The organism is Pseudomonas sp. p50(2008) (assembly GCF_015351605.1).
GTDB lineage: Bacteria > Pseudomonadota > Gammaproteobacteria > Pseudomonadales > Pseudomonadaceae > Aquipseudomonas.
Window position 1 is genome coordinate 95,448 of sequence record NZ_JACMYF010000011.1, and the last position, 14,447, is coordinate 109,894.

A 14,447-nucleotide genomic window follows, 5' to 3' on the forward strand; every position below is an offset into this window, starting at 1 on the left:
GTTGTGGGATCGGTTGATTACGGTGTGTCAGCTGACATTTTACTGGGCGGCCTCAAGACCCTATGGGCAAATCCGACCGCGCCGCTCTATGATTGCCCCATGACGACCACACCTGTGATCCGCCAACCCTGCCCGCCCGGCGCCTGCGATTGCGGGCGCGACCCGCTGCTGGAAACGCCGGGCGCGGATGTGCGCATCCTGTTTCTGACCCGTGCCGAGGAAAAGCGCCTGATCGAGCGTCTGGAAAACCTCCAGAGTCTGAGCGATCTGGAGCGCCTGCAGCGGCGGATGCATGAACAACTGGGTATCCGTGTCGACATCGCCCCTGGCTTTAACGAAGTCCGCACCATGCGCGGTATCGCCATCGCCATCAACGAACTGCCAGGCTTGTGCCGCAAGACGCGGGCGTCGATCCCGGCGGCGATTCGGCGGGGACTGGAGAAGAACCCTGAAGTGGCTTACGAGCTGCTCAATGCCAATGACTTGTTGCGGGATGCTTGAAGGGCTGGAGATTTAAGATTCCGGTAAGCGCCAGCAGCGCCTCCGGTGCCACCCCGAAGGAGTCGGAGTGGCGCATCATGGCAGGTCATTAGAATCGCCAGGTCATATTCCCGGTCAGCGCTTGAATCCATGCATTGTCAAACTGACCGGAAGTTCGATTGCCGGACACGGATTTGGTCTGGTCCACCGACATGTCACCGATCCAGATCATGGCCCAACTGACGTTGATGTCCGTCTCTTTGTTCAACGCATAGGTGGCGCCTGTCGCAACGCGCCAGGATTCGTCCATGGGCACGGTGAACGTTCGATTGCCGTCCGACACGGCGCTGCTGTCGTAAGCCACGCCGACGTTCCACAGCAGTTGCGGTGTGGCCTGGTATTGCGCACCAAGGGAGAGGTGCCAGGTGTCCTTGAAGTCGGCATCCACGGTGGTTGAACGGGCGTTGCCCGCTGTGGTGTCGACCTGGGCGGCAATCTCGCCGAACTCTGACCAGTCCTGCCAGTTGACCGATGCCAGCAAGGCCCATTGCCTGTCCAGTTGCTGAAACAGGCTAAGGGTGACGGTTTGCGGCACCGTCATGTCCAGTTTGGTCTTGGCGCCATCCAGGCGATCCAGCGCCGGGCCATTGCCTTTGATGTCCAGGCCGTCCTCGAAATCCAGATCGACTTTGCTGGTATACGTCAGGCCGATACGGGTTCCGGATTGCGGGGCATAGATCACGCCCACGTTCGCACCGAACCCCCAATCCTGGTCTTTGTACTTGAATTGTCCGTCACTGCGATCGGTGAAACCGAACGGCGCCCGGTCAATGGCGGTTTGTGCTTGCAGCATGCCGTACATGGCCTTGACGCCGACACCGACCGACCACTGTTCATTAAGGCGATACGCCACGCTCGGTACGAAAGACACACCACCGAGGCTGGCGTTCTGGGAGAAGTAGCGGCCAGACCATTCGTTGTCGTAATTGACCGCCAGGCCGAAGTCGGCGTACTGACCGAAGCCGACGCTCCAGTGATCGTCCAGTTCATGGCTGACGAAAAAACTGGCCCCGGGAATGGGGTCCAGGGCGTTGCCACTGCTACTGCCCGCGACGTTGGTATTCTCGTCGCGATCGAATTCCATGTGGCCGTACAGTACCTGCAAGCCAGCGGTTACTTGCGTGCCCGGCAGGTAGCTCATGCCCGCGGGATTGGAGGCAATGGTCGAGGGGCCCTGTGCTCGGGCGGCGGCACCGGCGTTGGCCAGGCCAGCATTATCGGTGCCGATTTCGTAGAGCATGATGCCGCCTGCCTGCACTTCATGGCAGAACAGAACAAGCACAGCCGGAATCGCAGATTTTCTTAGCTGCATGGACTTATCTCGACAAGAAAGCTTCCTCGAATACCCCAATTAGTCCTGATTAATAAAGTCTGAACTACGCTGAACAGGGCCGGGGGGGAACAGACCATTAAGTGGTAGTTCATGTTTTCGCAATCGGAAAGGTGTGCGAATGAATAAAACTCTTCAATTCATACCCGTGATGGCGTTGGCAACCACTTGGTCCGACATCGGGTTCTCGGCAGACAGCCAGGCGGAATTGGCCAAACAGTCGCTAAACCCGGTGGCGGCGCTCTACAGCGTGCCCATTCAATACAACTGGAACCAGAAGCTCGGGCCCAGCGGCGAGGGTTATCAAAGCGTCACCAATATCCAGCCTGTGTTGCCATTCAGCCTTAATGATCAATGGAATCTGATTTCCCGAACCATCCTGCCGGTCATTGACCAACATGGCCTGGTACCCGGCGGGCAAGCCGACAAATCCGGTATGGGTGATATCACTCAGAGCTTCTTCTTTTCACCCAAGGAACCCACCGCCAGCGGCTGGATTCTGGGGGCCGGCCCGGTGATTCTGGTGCCAACCGGCAGTGATGATCTGCTGAGCGCCGAGCAATGGGGCGCCGGGCCTACGGTGGTGGCGCTTAAACAGAGCCATGGCTGGACTCGCGGCATTCTGGCCAACCACATCTGGTCCCTGGAAAGCAGCCCACCCGACGACAAGGACAAGATCAATCAGACGTTTCTGCAACCATTCTTCAGCTACACCACCCATACCTACACAACCTTTGGCATCAACACCGAGTCCACCTATGACTGGCAAACCCGCGAATGGTCGGTGCCGATCAATCTGTTCGTGACCCAGTTGCTCAAAGTGGGTCATCAACCCATGAGCTTGCAGGCCGGACCGCGCTACTGGGCTGACAGCCCGAAAGACGGCGCTGAAGGCTGGGGATTTCGGGTAGCGTTCACGCTGTTGTTTCCCAAGTAGATTTAAGTCAGGTTTCCCACCCGCCGCCGCATCTCGGCCGTGATCGTCTGACGGGTCTTTTTCAAGTCCGCCCACGGCTCATGCCCCACCTCAGCCAACCGCTCATGGACGTTGTTCACGTTCCACTGATTGCCGCCCTTCAACTCGCCCACTTCCTCCCGAAAGATCGGCACCGACACCGGCAATCCTTCCCGGGTGCGCACGGCGTAAGCGCAAATGGTGGTGGCACCCAGACCGTTGCGCAGGTAGTCGATGAAGATCCGGCCAACCCGGTTCTTCGGCCCGGAAACGGCGGAAAACCGTTCCGGCAGCAGTTTGGCCATGTGGCTGACAATCGCGTGGCTGAAGTCCTTGACCTCGTCCCACCCGAGTTTGCGAGTCAGCGGCACCACCAGGTGAATGCCTTTGCCGCCGCTGGTTTTGAGAAACGCCTTGAGCCCCAGTTCATCCAGCACCGAGAGCGTCAGCTGCGTCGCCTCGACCATGCTTTTCCACGGCAGCGCCGGGTCCGGGTCGAGGTCGAGGACGAAGCGGTCCGGCTTGTCGAGGTTGTCCGACGTGGCGTTCCAGGTGTGCAATTCCACGGTGCTCATCTGCACGGCACCGATCAGCGCTTCGGCGTTGTTGATGATCATCACCGGCTGCCCCGTGAGCGCCTTGTCCAGGGTGGTGATACCCGGAATCGCCAGGCGTTCGGCGTTTTTCTGGAAGAACAGTTCGCCGGCGATCCCATCCGGTGCACGGACCAGCGCGACCGGGCGGTCCTTGAGTTCGGGCAGGATGAATTCGGCGACGCGACCGTAGTATTCGGCCAACTGCATCTTGGTGGTACCACTGCTGGCGTCGATGACCCGGTCCGGATGAGTGATACGTACCTTGCCCTCTGCCAGGCCAGCCTGTGAGGGTGCGGGGGCAGCCTTTTCGTCAGATGTTTTTTTGCTGGCCGTCTTTTTTCCAGCAGGTGCAGGTTTTTCTGCAGCGGTCTTTTTACTCGCCGCAGCGGGTTTTTCAGCTGTCTTTTTACCCTTCGCAGCCGGTTTTTCTGCAGCGGTTTTCTTCACCACGGTCGGACGCTCCTCGGTGATGTCTTTGGCAGGCTTATCTTCACGCAGCCCATGGAACACGGCATGGCGCACGGAGCCATCCTTGGTCGTTTCGGCAAAGGCGATTTCCGCGAGCAGGACGGGCTTGAGCCAGTGCACACCCTTGGCGTCGAATCCGGTGGGAGGATTCACCACCGACGGCTTTTTCGCCTTCAAGGGCAAGAGCTGTTCGTAGATGCTTTTCAGCGTGGTTTCATTGAACCCGGTGCCGACCTTGCCGGCGTAGCGCAATTCACCGCTGTCGCGGTCATGTAGACCGAGCAACAAGGCGCCGAAGGCATTGCGCGAGCCTTTCGGATCGGTGAAACCGACCACCACAAACTCCTGGCGATGCTTGCACTTGAGCTTGATCCAGTCACTGCTGCGACGCGAGACATAGGGCGACCCCAGGCGCTTACCAATCAAACCCTCCATCTGCATCTGGCACGCACTGTTGAGCAGTGCCTCCGGTGCTTCGCCAAAGGAATCTGAGAAGCGCAGCAAAGGGTTTTTACTGGTTTTGAGCACCGTCGCCAGCGCCACCCTCCGCTCCTCGACCGGCACTTCGCGCAAATCCACGCCGTTGAGGTAAGGCATGTCGAACAGGTAGTAAAGAATATTGGCGCTGGCACCCGAATCGAACGCGTTCTGCAGCGCCTGAAAATCCGGCACGCCCTGCTCATTGGCCACCACCATTTCACCGTCGAGCCAGGCCGATTCGAGTTCCAGCGCCGCCACCGCCTCGGCCTGGGCTGGCAATTTGTGGGTCCAGTCATGGCCATTACGCGTGAAAAACGTGACGGTGCCGTGGTCGACGCGCGCCATGATCCGGTAGCCATCGAACTTGATCTCGTAGCTCCATTCGCCCCCTGGCGCCTTTTCGACCAGGGTGGCCAGTTCGGGTTTGATCAGGTCGGGCAATTTGGCTTTGTGGGCGCCCGTCAACTGCGCCGAACGCGCTTGGGTGGCGACCTTGGGGGCAGGCTTCTTGACCGGTTTGGGTTTGGCGGGCGCTTTCGCTTTTTTCGCCACGATAGTCCGGTCGCTGAGCACACTGTCGGGCTCGGCGACGACGACGTCGTAATCACTCTCGGGCTTGGCTGCATTGTCCTGATGCTTGATCAGAAACCATTGCTCCTGCTTGCCCGGCATGTGCGTGCGCACCAGGTTCCACAACCCCGCGAGCTTCTCGCCTTGCAGTTCGAACTTGAGCTTGCCCTTGGCATAGGCGGTGGCCGGATCCTCTTGGGGAATCCACACCCCACGGTCCCAGACAATGACGTCACCTGCGCCATAATGCCCCTCGGGAATGCTGCCCTCGAACGTGGCGTAGTCGATCGGATGGTCCTCGACATGCACCGCCAGACGCTTGACCTTGGGGTCCAGCGACGGCCCCTTGGGTACCGCCCAGCTTTTCAGCGCGCCATCGAGTTCCAGGCGAAAGTCATAGTGCAGGCGTGAGGCGTCATGCTTCTGGATGCAGAACTGAAGGGCATGGTCTTTTGCGCTGTTCTTGCGTGAGCGTTTCGCCGCCGGTTCAGAGGTCGCCGAAAAATCGCGCATGCGGTTGTAATCGTCCAGATTCTTGTTCATGGCTCATTCCCCCGCTACCGACTCAACGCTGCCCCCGATACCTGGGCCGATGCGCGTAACGATCAGCGCGACCACGGCAATGCGCTCCACACGCTGATACCCGGTCGTCAACAATTCTTCGCCGAAAACATCGGGGTCCAGTTCGCGGTAGGTCCAGCCGAACATCGGTGATTCCAGGCGTGAGCTCAGTTCCTCAAGAAACGGATCACGTCCGTCGATCATCGCCACACCGGTGTACAACACCAGTGATCCACCGGGTGCCAGTCGATACAGGGCCTGTTCGACGATGCGCAGGGATAATTGCGCGCCAAACGCGCCGCCCCCGTGGCGATAGGCACGTTCGGCAGGATCGGCCATGTAAGGCGGATTGGCGACGATCAGGTCGAAGTTGCCGTCAACGTCCTGCAGCACATCACTGGCCTCGACCGTGACGTTGGCGACCTCGGCGAGCGCCGCGTTGACCGCCGTCAGTCGAAGGGCTGCCGGGTTGATGTCGACGGCCAGCACCTCGGCTTCACGGCGTGCGCGGGCAATCACGATCGCCCCGACGCCAGCGCCGCAGCCGATGTCCACGGCGCGCCTGATCGGGGCGAAACTGTGCTGCAGATGGCTATGAATCAATTGCGCAAAACGATAGGTGTCAGGACCAAAGAACACCGAATCGGCGGCTTCGGTGGGAAAGCCCGAATGCACGAACAGCAGGTCATCCAGGCTGGACCAGCGCACGCGGCTTTTCAGCTGCCCGTGGTTTGCTTCGAGCACACCGGCCTGCTGCAATTGCTTTTGCTCTTCTGCCGGCAACAGCCCGGGCTCGAATGGCCGCGACCAACCAAATACGTCGCGCATCGTTCGAGCCTGTTGCCCGGCCACACGATCATTGACCCGCTGGTGGGTCACTGGCGTAGGTGTAATGAATCGATAACCGTCTGCCTGCAATCGCCGCCCGAGTTGCAGCAGCACCAACTCGTCAGCGCCCAGCTGTTCTTCCTGATTCATGAGCGGCTCCCTAGCGCAGACTGGATTTGAGTTCGATGAAGCGCCGGGTAGCCAACAGGCCGGCCGGATGAGCATGTCGATGGGCTGACAACCACGGAATCAAAACCTGCATCCGGGCGTGATCGTCCAACCCTTCCAGGGACGCTTGCAGGGTCTGGACATCCGGATCGCCAACGGGCAACGCCGGGGTGGTATTGACTCGGGTGACGCGTCGATAAGCGGGGGTTCGTTCGGGCGTCCAGTCGCCGGCGATCCAGTCGTGCAACAGTTGTTTTTCATAAGGGCTGAACACCCCGAACATCGCCGCGCCGTCACCGACGATCATCTGCCAGAAACGACTGGCTTGCGGGTCCTGATGGCGCTTGATCCAGCCCTTGTTTTCCATGGCCTCGAGAAAACCGGGCAACTGTTCCGGCGATGACAACCACTGATTGACGGTCTTGCCTTCAAAGCGGCAGTAGTCGGAATGCATGTGCTGGCCAAACGGGCGTTTGCGTTCGAGCATGCCGAGCAGCTCGTCGTAGAGGTCGAAGGATTCGATAATTGCGCGACTGCCCTGCCCCAGATCATTAAGCCTATAGCCCGCCGAAACCCGGCGCAGAAACGCCTCGCGATCAGCTTCTACCGGCAGCAGGTCCAACACTGCCTGGACGGCCTTCTGCGCATGACCGGTGCTGGCATTGTCGATGGTGACGTGCAGGGTGAAGTAATACGGATCGATCCCCAGCTCGCTGAGCTCATAGGCGCTGATCAACAGATGTAGCGGCAACTGCTCGTAGCCGAGGTTGTAGCCAATCACTTCCGGCAGAAAACTGTCGGCGCGTTCGCCCAGCGCCAGTTGAATCGCGCCTTGCAGGTAACGCTCGTCAGGTAATGCGCTGGTGTCCTGCAGACCGTGTTCTGCAAGCAGTTTTCGGTAGATCACCACATGATTCTGCGCAGGATTACCGTCACCCAATTCTTCGAGATAGGTGCAGATCAGTCCGTCAAATCGCGGATCGCGCCAGTGTGGCAGCAGGCCGTACAGCCACGCGCCGTCCACCAGTTTGGTGGGGCCCACCGCCTGCAGGAAAAACAACGCATGAGCTTTGTTGCTGAAAAACTTACGCGGCCCGCCGGCTTTGCGTTGTTGCAGATAGTCGGCGTATTGGTGAGCCACTTCGACGCAATGTTGGTCGACGAAGTCCTGCAGGGCGCACAGGTCCTGAGGCATCTCTCCGGGCAGGCCAGCGGCGTGTTCGAGTTGCTCGGTCAGGAAAGTCTCAGCCAGCGCGCGACGCTGCGTTTCGTCGGTGCTCAGCAGCAGCTGTTCGTAGGTGTTTTTGAGGCAACCGGCTGTCGGAATCAGGTGTTCGCGGGCGGGTTGCGATTCAAGTCTTGTCAGGGCAGTCATGGGCGCATCTCTCGGTCTATGGCCAGTGGCAGGACGCTGAATCAACACGTCTCTACTTCAGCAGAGCGATGCGCCGGGAAAAAAATTCAATCGGCGTTGAAATTGCCCGGACAAACGGGCTTGTGGCGGTGAACGTGAGGTGTTTGGCGTAGATACCGAGGATTCTCGGTCTCCTCCTAGATCTCCCACCCACGGTAGAAGCTAGCGAAGCCGGCCCCCTGTGGCGAGGGGATTCATCCCCGTTGGGTTACGAAGTGACCCCAAGATGAATCAAACAGGTGAATCAGGCATACCGCGTGCGCTCGTTTAGCGGCGACTACGTCGCCGAACGGGGATGAATCCCCTCGCCACAGGGCCCGGCTTCACCAGCTACACAGGGTAATTTATGGTTACGCCACGCCACCCTTGGCCTGCTGCTCCAGGTGCACTTGCAGTTCGGGCTCTATTTTCAGCGCCGCGGCAAGTTCATCCAGATAGGCGCGCTCGGCGTCCTGTTGGTCATCCACCAGCATGACGCTGGCCAGGTACATTTCCGCAGCCATGCCAATGTCCTTCGCCGATTGCGCAACATCGGCGGCGTCCAGTGGGCGCGCGACTTCGTCGTCCAGCCATTGCTGCAATTGCGGATCGTCGGTATGGCGGGCGAGTTCATTGCTGATCAACTGTTTCTCGCTGTCGTCGATCCGGCCATCGGCCTTTGCCGCTGCGATCAATGCGCGCAGGATCGCGTGGCTGTGGTCCTCGACTTCCGGGCCGGACAATAAATCCACGGTGCGTGGCGCCTCTTGTGGTGCCGACGCCTGGTTACGCTGCCAGGCCTGATACGCCTGGAATGCCATCATGCCCAATGACGCCAGCGCAGCATAATTCATGCCGCCACTGCTCGACCGATTCCGGGGTGATGTGGACGCAGGTGATCCACCGCCCAGCAATCCACCGAGCAAACCGCCCAAGCCACCGCCCCCCATGCTGGAACCGGCACCGCCGCCCAGCAGGCCGCCGAGCAATCCACCCAGACCGCCGTCGATCCCGCCTTGTGACGGAGCGGCACCACGTTGCTGCGCCGAGCCTTGACCGGCCCGCAACAGTTGTTCGAGCAGATCGCTGGTGTTCATGACGTCGTCCTATATAAAGGGAGTAATTCGGTGAAGAAAAGATAGTACTCACCGGCCAATTCGCCACCACCGTCTGGCTGTCTGACTAATACGAAAAACCATGGAGATTCCTGTGGCAGCGGGAGCGAGCTCCCTGGCCACAGGATGCGATGCGTCGAAGCCATTTGGTGTGCCAATGGAGACGGGCGAAAACCCGTGGATTTATCCAGCGTATTTTGTGGCGGCGCAGCTAAGATTTACAGTGGGTGAACCTTATTCCCGGATTTCCGGTCGATACCTGCAACCCGAACCGGTTTGCCGCCGCCCTCACTCTTGAGGGTGATGCCTGGCTTGCTTCACTTTTTGGAGAACGCCCCCGTGATATCGACCCTACACATCGCCAGGCTCAAAGCATGGGGCGCCCATGGTTTTACCGCCACTGGCGTGGTCACCGCCTTCCTCGCGACCCTCGCCCTGCTGGAAAACCAGCCGACCAGTTGCCTGCTGTGGCTGGGCGTCGCCCTGATCGTCGATGGTCTGGATGGCGCATTGGCGCGCAAGGTCAACGTGCAATCGGTGCTGCCGAGCTTCGACGGCTCGATCCTCGACCTGGTGATCGATTACCTGACGTACGTATTTATCCCCGCACTGTTTATCTACCGTTACATCCCGCTGCCGGAATACACACTGCTGCTGACGGTGTCACTGATTCTGGTCTCGTCGCTGTTCTGCTTCTGCAACGTCAACATGAAGAGCAAGGACAACTATTTCCAGGGCTTCCCCGCCGCCTGGAACGTCGTTGCGCTGTGCCTGTACATCATTGCGCCGTCGCCGTGGATCACCTTGCTCGCGGTGATTGGCCTGGCACTGCTGACGGTCACCCGGATGAAATTCCTGCACCCGTTCCGCGTGCGCAAATTCATGCCGATCAACATCGCCGTCACCGCCATCTGGTTGCTGTGCAGCTTGTCGCTGGTCATCAATCACCCGGTCATCAACCCGTTGGTGATGGGGCTCTGGCTGCTGATGTCGGCGTACTTCCTGGGCATCTGCATCTGGCGTACGGCGCTGGAGTGGTTTGACGGGGCGCGTCACAAGTAATCGCTTGAGGCCCCTCGCCGATCTTGCCTGAACGCGGTCTCCTGTAGGAACAGGGAACCGCGTTTTTCCTTAACGCCTCGTGATCACGACCTCGAGGTATTCACTCGGCACCACCAACGACTTCTCCCCCGCCCGATTCAGTTGTTTCAACAACTCGGTCAGGTCACTTTCCAGCGCCTTGGCCCCCTCCGGCGGCAATGCGGCGAAGGCCTTGTGTACCGGGCCGTACCAGGTGCGGAAGGTGTCGATGAAATGCGCTGCCGACCGGTAGCGGAAGTTGAACGTGCGGCGCGTGACCTGGACCAGAAAGTCGCGTTCGTCGAAGTGCGAATGCAGCCAGGCCTCGGTTCCCCACAGCGAAGGCGGTTGCGCGCCCGCAGGCGGTGGCATGTGCCGGCCCAGGGTTTTGAACACCTGGCCGACGAAGCCTTCGGGCGTCCAGTTGGCCAGGCCGATCCGTCCTCCGGGGCGACAGACGCGCGCCAGCTCCGAGGCCGCTTTGGCCTGGTCCGGGGTGAACATCACCCCGAAGGTCGACAGCACGGCGTCGAAGCTCTCGTCTTCAAAGGGCAACGCTTCGGCGTCGGCGACCTGGAACGTCACGTCCAGCCGCTCCGCCCTGGCCCGGTCTTCGCCGCGCTCCAACAACGCGGCCACATAATCGGTGGAGGTGACATTGCAGCCCCGACGCGCGGCGGCCAGTGTCGCGTTACCGTTGCCCGCCGCGACATCCAGCACGCGCTCATCGCACAGCAAATCGCAGGCTTCCGCCAGTTGCTCGCCGACGATCTGCAAGGTGGTGCCGATCACGGCGTAGTCGCCACTGGCCCACGAGGCCATTTGACGGTTTTTCAAGGCAGTCAGATCAATGGGTGTACTCATAAATTGCGCTCCGATACGGGTTGAAACGCAGCGGCTTATTCAGCCGTGGTGGGATCGATGATGTTCATCACCTGGGAAATGCGATTGGCCGGAAAGCCGCTCAGCCTGGCGTGTTCCCTGATCTGCTCTTCATCCGGCGCGATGTACACGCAATAGAGCTTGTCACCAGTGACATAACTCTGCTGCCACTGCACCTGCGGCAAGTCGCGCAAGGTCCTGCAGGACTTTTGCGCAGCGGCTTTCAAATCCCGTTCCGACAGTGCTCCTGCGCCTGCAATCTCCCGTTCAATAACGAATTTTGGCATGACAACCTCTCATTCTTGTTTTGGGACAGGGTCTGACGCCCTGTGTGCAAACTATCGCGCTGACAGACGGCGCCGTCCTGCCCGATCGTCGGCCAGCCTTGCCCGATCGTCCGGAGAATTCACATTGCGCGGTGAGGGGGCCACACTTAAACCACCCTTCGTGCATGGGCGCTTTAACGAGAAACTCACCATGGACGCCCTGTCCCAGACCCTGCGCGTCGTCCGCCTGGTCGGCGCGATTTTCATCAACGCCAGGTTCACCGCGCCTTGGTGCTATCAGTCGCCGAGCGCTGATACCGCTGCGCCCTTTCTTGAACCCAGTGCCGAGCGGGTGGTGATCTTCCACCTGATCACCGAAGGCGAGTGTTACGTCGAGCTCGGTGATGACCCACCGTTGCTGCTGACCGCGGGCGACGTGGTGGTTTTCCCCCAGGGCGATGCCCATCGCATGAGCTCCCGACCAGGCCTTCCACCGGCAAGTGGTGCGCGGCTGGATGCGGTCCTGGCGCGCCGTCCGCGGCAATTGAGTTATGGCGGAGGCGGCGCCGTCACGCGTCTGGTGTGCGGGTACCTGGCGTGCGATACGCGACTGGCGGGGATGCTGCTGACCGGGTTGCCGGCAGTGGTCAGGGTCAACGTACGCGGATCGAACGCCGGCATCTGGCTCGAATCCTCGGTTCGCTACGCGCTGGCGGAAGCCCGGTCGCCCAGGCCCGGCGGCGAAGGTGTGCTGGCGAAACTGGCCGAAGTGTTGTTCATCGAAGTGCTGCGACTGTACATGAACGAACATGGCGAAGGCCGCACCGGATGGCTGGCGGGGGTCAGTGACCGCATCGTCGGCGCAGCCCTGAATGCCTTGCACAAACGCCCCGCAGACGCCTGGACCCTGGAAGAGCTGGCGCGCACGGCCGGCACTTCTAGGTCGGTGCTGGCCGAGCGTTTTCAGCTACTGGTGGGCAGCTCGCCGATGCAGTACCTGACGCAATGGCGGATGTTGTTGGCGGCCAATCTGTTGAGCCGCAGCAATACCTCGCTGGCCCGTATCGCCGAAGAGGTGGGTTATCAGACGGACACCGCGTTCAGTCGCGCCTTCAGACGTGAGTTCGGATCGCCGCCAGCGGCGTGGCGCCGGTGCCAGGCTGCCGCGTTGCAGCAACGGCATTGAGTAACGAGGTTTCATCTGCGCTTTAGGGAATAGCCCTACATCCGGGCGTTGAACTTGCCGTTAGGGTGCGTTTTCTCGACGAAAGTAAGGATGCTTTTTTCATGTGCAGCTGCCCCGCCTGTAATCCCCGCCCACCGACACAGGCCGACCGGCGTCGCCAGGAAGCCGACAATCAGCGCTATGAGCAGATGCTCGCTCGCGATAAAGCCTGGCTTGATCAGCGTTCCTTGCCGACCACCGAAAAACCGGAAATCAGAGGCTGCGTGTTTGCCAAATCCTGCGATCTGCCCGACGGCTTGATTGATTACAACAACCCCGGCGGCTTCGTGCCCCCGGAGTTGCTGACGCGGTATGGAGCGTTTGCCGTGCTGGGCAGTGACATCGCCTTGACTGACACGGACACATCGTTGGGTTGGACCGGCGGTTCCAGCAGTGCCATCGCGCTGACCAGCCAATTAGGTGGGAAGCTGGCGACGGCATCGGCTGAGCTGGATGTGCTCGCCATCGTGCTCATGCCCAATACCACTCCGCCAGACAGTGCGCTGTACACCCTCGATCAATACCCGACACTTACCACTGCTACTACCCGGGTCCGGCTTCATCTTGAACGCCTGACCGACGGGACGATTCGCGCCTATGGGTTTTACACCGGCAAGAATCGGGATTGGGAAAATGTGCCGGTGGTGGCTGCGATAGCGGACGGCGAGCGCTTTGTCGTGGAACTGGAACAGGGCCTGAAGCTGATATTGAGCCCCGGTGAAACCTCAAAAACACTCACGCTGAAAGATGCTCCGCCGCTCATGCCAGTATGGGTGTATCCCCCGACGAAAATCGCCGATCAGATTCTGGTAAATCCGGTGCATCCACCGGCTTATCGGGATGCGGTTGTGTGGTTTCCTGAATCCGTGATTCCTCCGTTTTATATCGCTTACTGCGTGAAGAAAGTCTGCGACCACCCGGACATGATGGAGGAACTGGCGGAATACATTGCGGGGGAGATGAACCGGAATATTCATGATCCAGCGGTCAGAGAGATGAGGCAACTAATCGAATATGACCCTGTATTGGAATCGCGAAAATTCGCGAATCTTCCCCTCTATGCACGTGTAAACGGACTACCAAACTTTGAACATATAGCAATGGCGAAGAAGGCAGCAGCGGCAGTTATCTGGACGAAAAAAGTCGCTCAGAATCAGGAGTGGGACCACAAACCAAAAATCCGCGTCCTTACGGGTGGAAAAGTTCGGCACAAACAGGGTGCCTATGACTATTTCTACGACATCTGGTCGAATATTCATTACGGCTACGTTGGAATAATTGCCGGGTTTTCTGAAAGCGTATTGCTAGATGGTGCCGGAGCTGAGCAAATCGTGTCGGACTCCCTTAGCAAAATTGAAGAGATGACAAATCCCAAACAAGTAAAAGTACTTCCTGGTCCTCGGCCCACGGCCACACCATGGACGAAGTTGCGATCATGGGACGATGTCGCTGACAGAGTATCGATAGGCATGGGCATCAAGTTCGCTGGCTTGTACCCCAACGGTGGTATCACCGCGCAGATCATTAAAGGAGGAGTGTTAGCCATAGAACCACAGCACTGGGGGGATGGAGTTCGTGTCCACGAATGTAAGTAAACGCAGATTAAGGTTCAGTAAGTGGTTATGGATTCCGGTAACCCTTTTCGCGATCACCAAATGGCACATTGCACTCCCGACGGTTAACGTTTACTACCCCAAGGAAGGCTGGCGAGAATTCCGATACATCTGGAACGTCCAAGACCGGATCTACAAGGGAGGGATGACACCCGGTGGTGGAGCAGTCGATTGGGGCCATCTCTTTCCTGACGACAATTTTTTCATGGAATTCGCGTGGTGGAGCAAAATAGAAGGTCGAAATCACTGCATCAGCATCACCCCAAAGTGGCCAACCACGGATATCTACCTCGACGTATGGGGCAATATTGATATGCGCGAAGGAAGCGGCACCCATACGGATCGCTTGAAAGAATGCGTATATGACTCTGCGAAAC

General features: G+C 59.3%; 13 protein-coding genes. 5 read left to right on the plus strand and 8 right to left on the minus strand.

Annotated features, from left to right (window positions below):
- Positions 1-99: 99 nt before the first annotated feature.
- Positions 100-501 carry a hypothetical protein gene (locus tag H7698_RS27485; protein WP_162439526.1) on the plus strand — a complete coding sequence of 134 codons (402 nt, stop codon included), beginning with the start codon at positions 100-102 and terminating at the stop codon, positions 499-501.
- Positions 502-589: 88 nt separating this feature from the next.
- Here the strand turns inward: H7698_RS27485 and H7698_RS27490 are convergent, their stop codons facing one another.
- On the minus strand, positions 590-1,852 hold the full coding sequence (locus H7698_RS27490) for an OmpP1/FadL family transporter (protein WP_194693473.1): 1,263 nt from the start codon (positions 1,850-1,852) through the stop codon (positions 590-592).
- A gap of 169 nt (positions 1,853-2,021) precedes the next feature.
- On the opposite strand from H7698_RS27490, the gene H7698_RS27495 reads away from it, so the two are divergent.
- Positions 2,022-2,807 carry a transporter gene (locus tag H7698_RS27495; protein ID WP_235992973.1) on the plus strand — a complete coding sequence of 262 codons (786 nt, stop codon included), beginning with the start codon at positions 2,022-2,024 and terminating at the stop codon, positions 2,805-2,807.
- Between the two features lie 2 nt (positions 2,808-2,809).
- Here the strand turns inward: H7698_RS27495 and ligD are convergent, their stop codons facing one another.
- The 4 genes from ligD to H7698_RS27515 all read right to left on the minus strand — a co-directional run bounded on the left by ligD (position 2,810) and on the right by H7698_RS27515 (position 8,986).
- A complete protein-coding gene (gene ligD, locus H7698_RS27500; RefSeq protein ID WP_194693475.1) occupies positions 2,810-5,482 on the minus strand; it encodes a DNA ligase D in 2,673 nt (890 codons plus the stop codon).
- Positions 5,483-5,485: 3 nt separating this feature from the next.
- On the minus strand, positions 5,486-6,478 hold the full coding sequence (locus H7698_RS27505) for a methyltransferase (protein ID WP_194693476.1): 993 nt from the start codon (positions 6,476-6,478) through the stop codon (positions 5,486-5,488).
- A 10-nt stretch (positions 6,479-6,488) separates the two neighbouring features.
- A complete protein-coding gene (locus H7698_RS27510; RefSeq protein ID WP_194693477.1) occupies positions 6,489-7,871 on the minus strand; it encodes an iron-containing redox enzyme family protein in 1,383 nt (460 codons plus the stop codon).
- Between the two features lie 389 nt (positions 7,872-8,260).
- On the minus strand, positions 8,261-8,986 hold the full coding sequence (locus tag H7698_RS27515) for a tellurite resistance TerB family protein (RefSeq protein WP_194693478.1): 726 nt from the start codon (positions 8,984-8,986) through the stop codon (positions 8,261-8,263).
- Between the two features lie 357 nt (positions 8,987-9,343).
- Between H7698_RS27515 and pcsA the strand changes: the two genes are divergently transcribed.
- Positions 9,344-10,066, plus strand: a complete 723-nt coding sequence (gene pcsA / locus H7698_RS27520) for a phosphatidylcholine synthase (RefSeq protein WP_162439519.1) — start codon at positions 9,344-9,346, stop codon at positions 10,064-10,066.
- A gap of 69 nt (positions 10,067-10,135) precedes the next feature.
- Here pcsA and H7698_RS27525 read toward each other — a convergent pair whose 3' ends face one another.
- Together H7698_RS27525 and H7698_RS27530 are read right to left on the minus strand one after the other, a co-directional pair.
- Positions 10,136-10,948, minus strand: coding sequence for a class I SAM-dependent methyltransferase (locus H7698_RS27525; RefSeq protein WP_194693479.1), 813 nt, complete (start codon positions 10,946-10,948; stop codon positions 10,136-10,138).
- 35 nt (positions 10,949-10,983) lie between these two features.
- Positions 10,984-11,253 carry a DUF4242 domain-containing protein gene (locus tag H7698_RS27530; protein ID WP_162439517.1) on the minus strand — a complete coding sequence of 90 codons (270 nt, stop codon included), beginning with the start codon at positions 11,251-11,253 and terminating at the stop codon, positions 10,984-10,986.
- A gap of 190 nt (positions 11,254-11,443) precedes the next feature.
- On the opposite strand from H7698_RS27530, the gene H7698_RS27535 reads away from it, so the two are divergent.
- Both H7698_RS27535 and H7698_RS27540 read left to right on the plus strand, forming a co-directional pair.
- Positions 11,444-12,418 (plus strand): AraC family transcriptional regulator, encoded by a 975-nt coding sequence (locus H7698_RS27535; protein WP_162439516.1) that lies wholly within the window; start codon positions 11,444-11,446, stop codon positions 12,416-12,418.
- 65 nt (positions 12,419-12,483) lie between these two features.
- Entirely contained in the window at positions 12,484-14,052 is a 1,569-nt protein-coding gene (locus tag H7698_RS27540) for a polymorphic toxin type 44 domain-containing protein (protein WP_194693480.1), read from the plus strand.
- Positions 14,053-14,077: 25 nt separating this feature from the next.
- Here H7698_RS27540 and H7698_RS27545 read toward each other — a convergent pair whose 3' ends face one another.
- A complete protein-coding gene (locus tag H7698_RS27545; RefSeq protein WP_194693481.1) occupies positions 14,078-14,407 on the minus strand; it encodes a hypothetical protein in 330 nt (109 codons plus the stop codon).
- Positions 14,408-14,447: the final 40 nt, after the last annotated feature.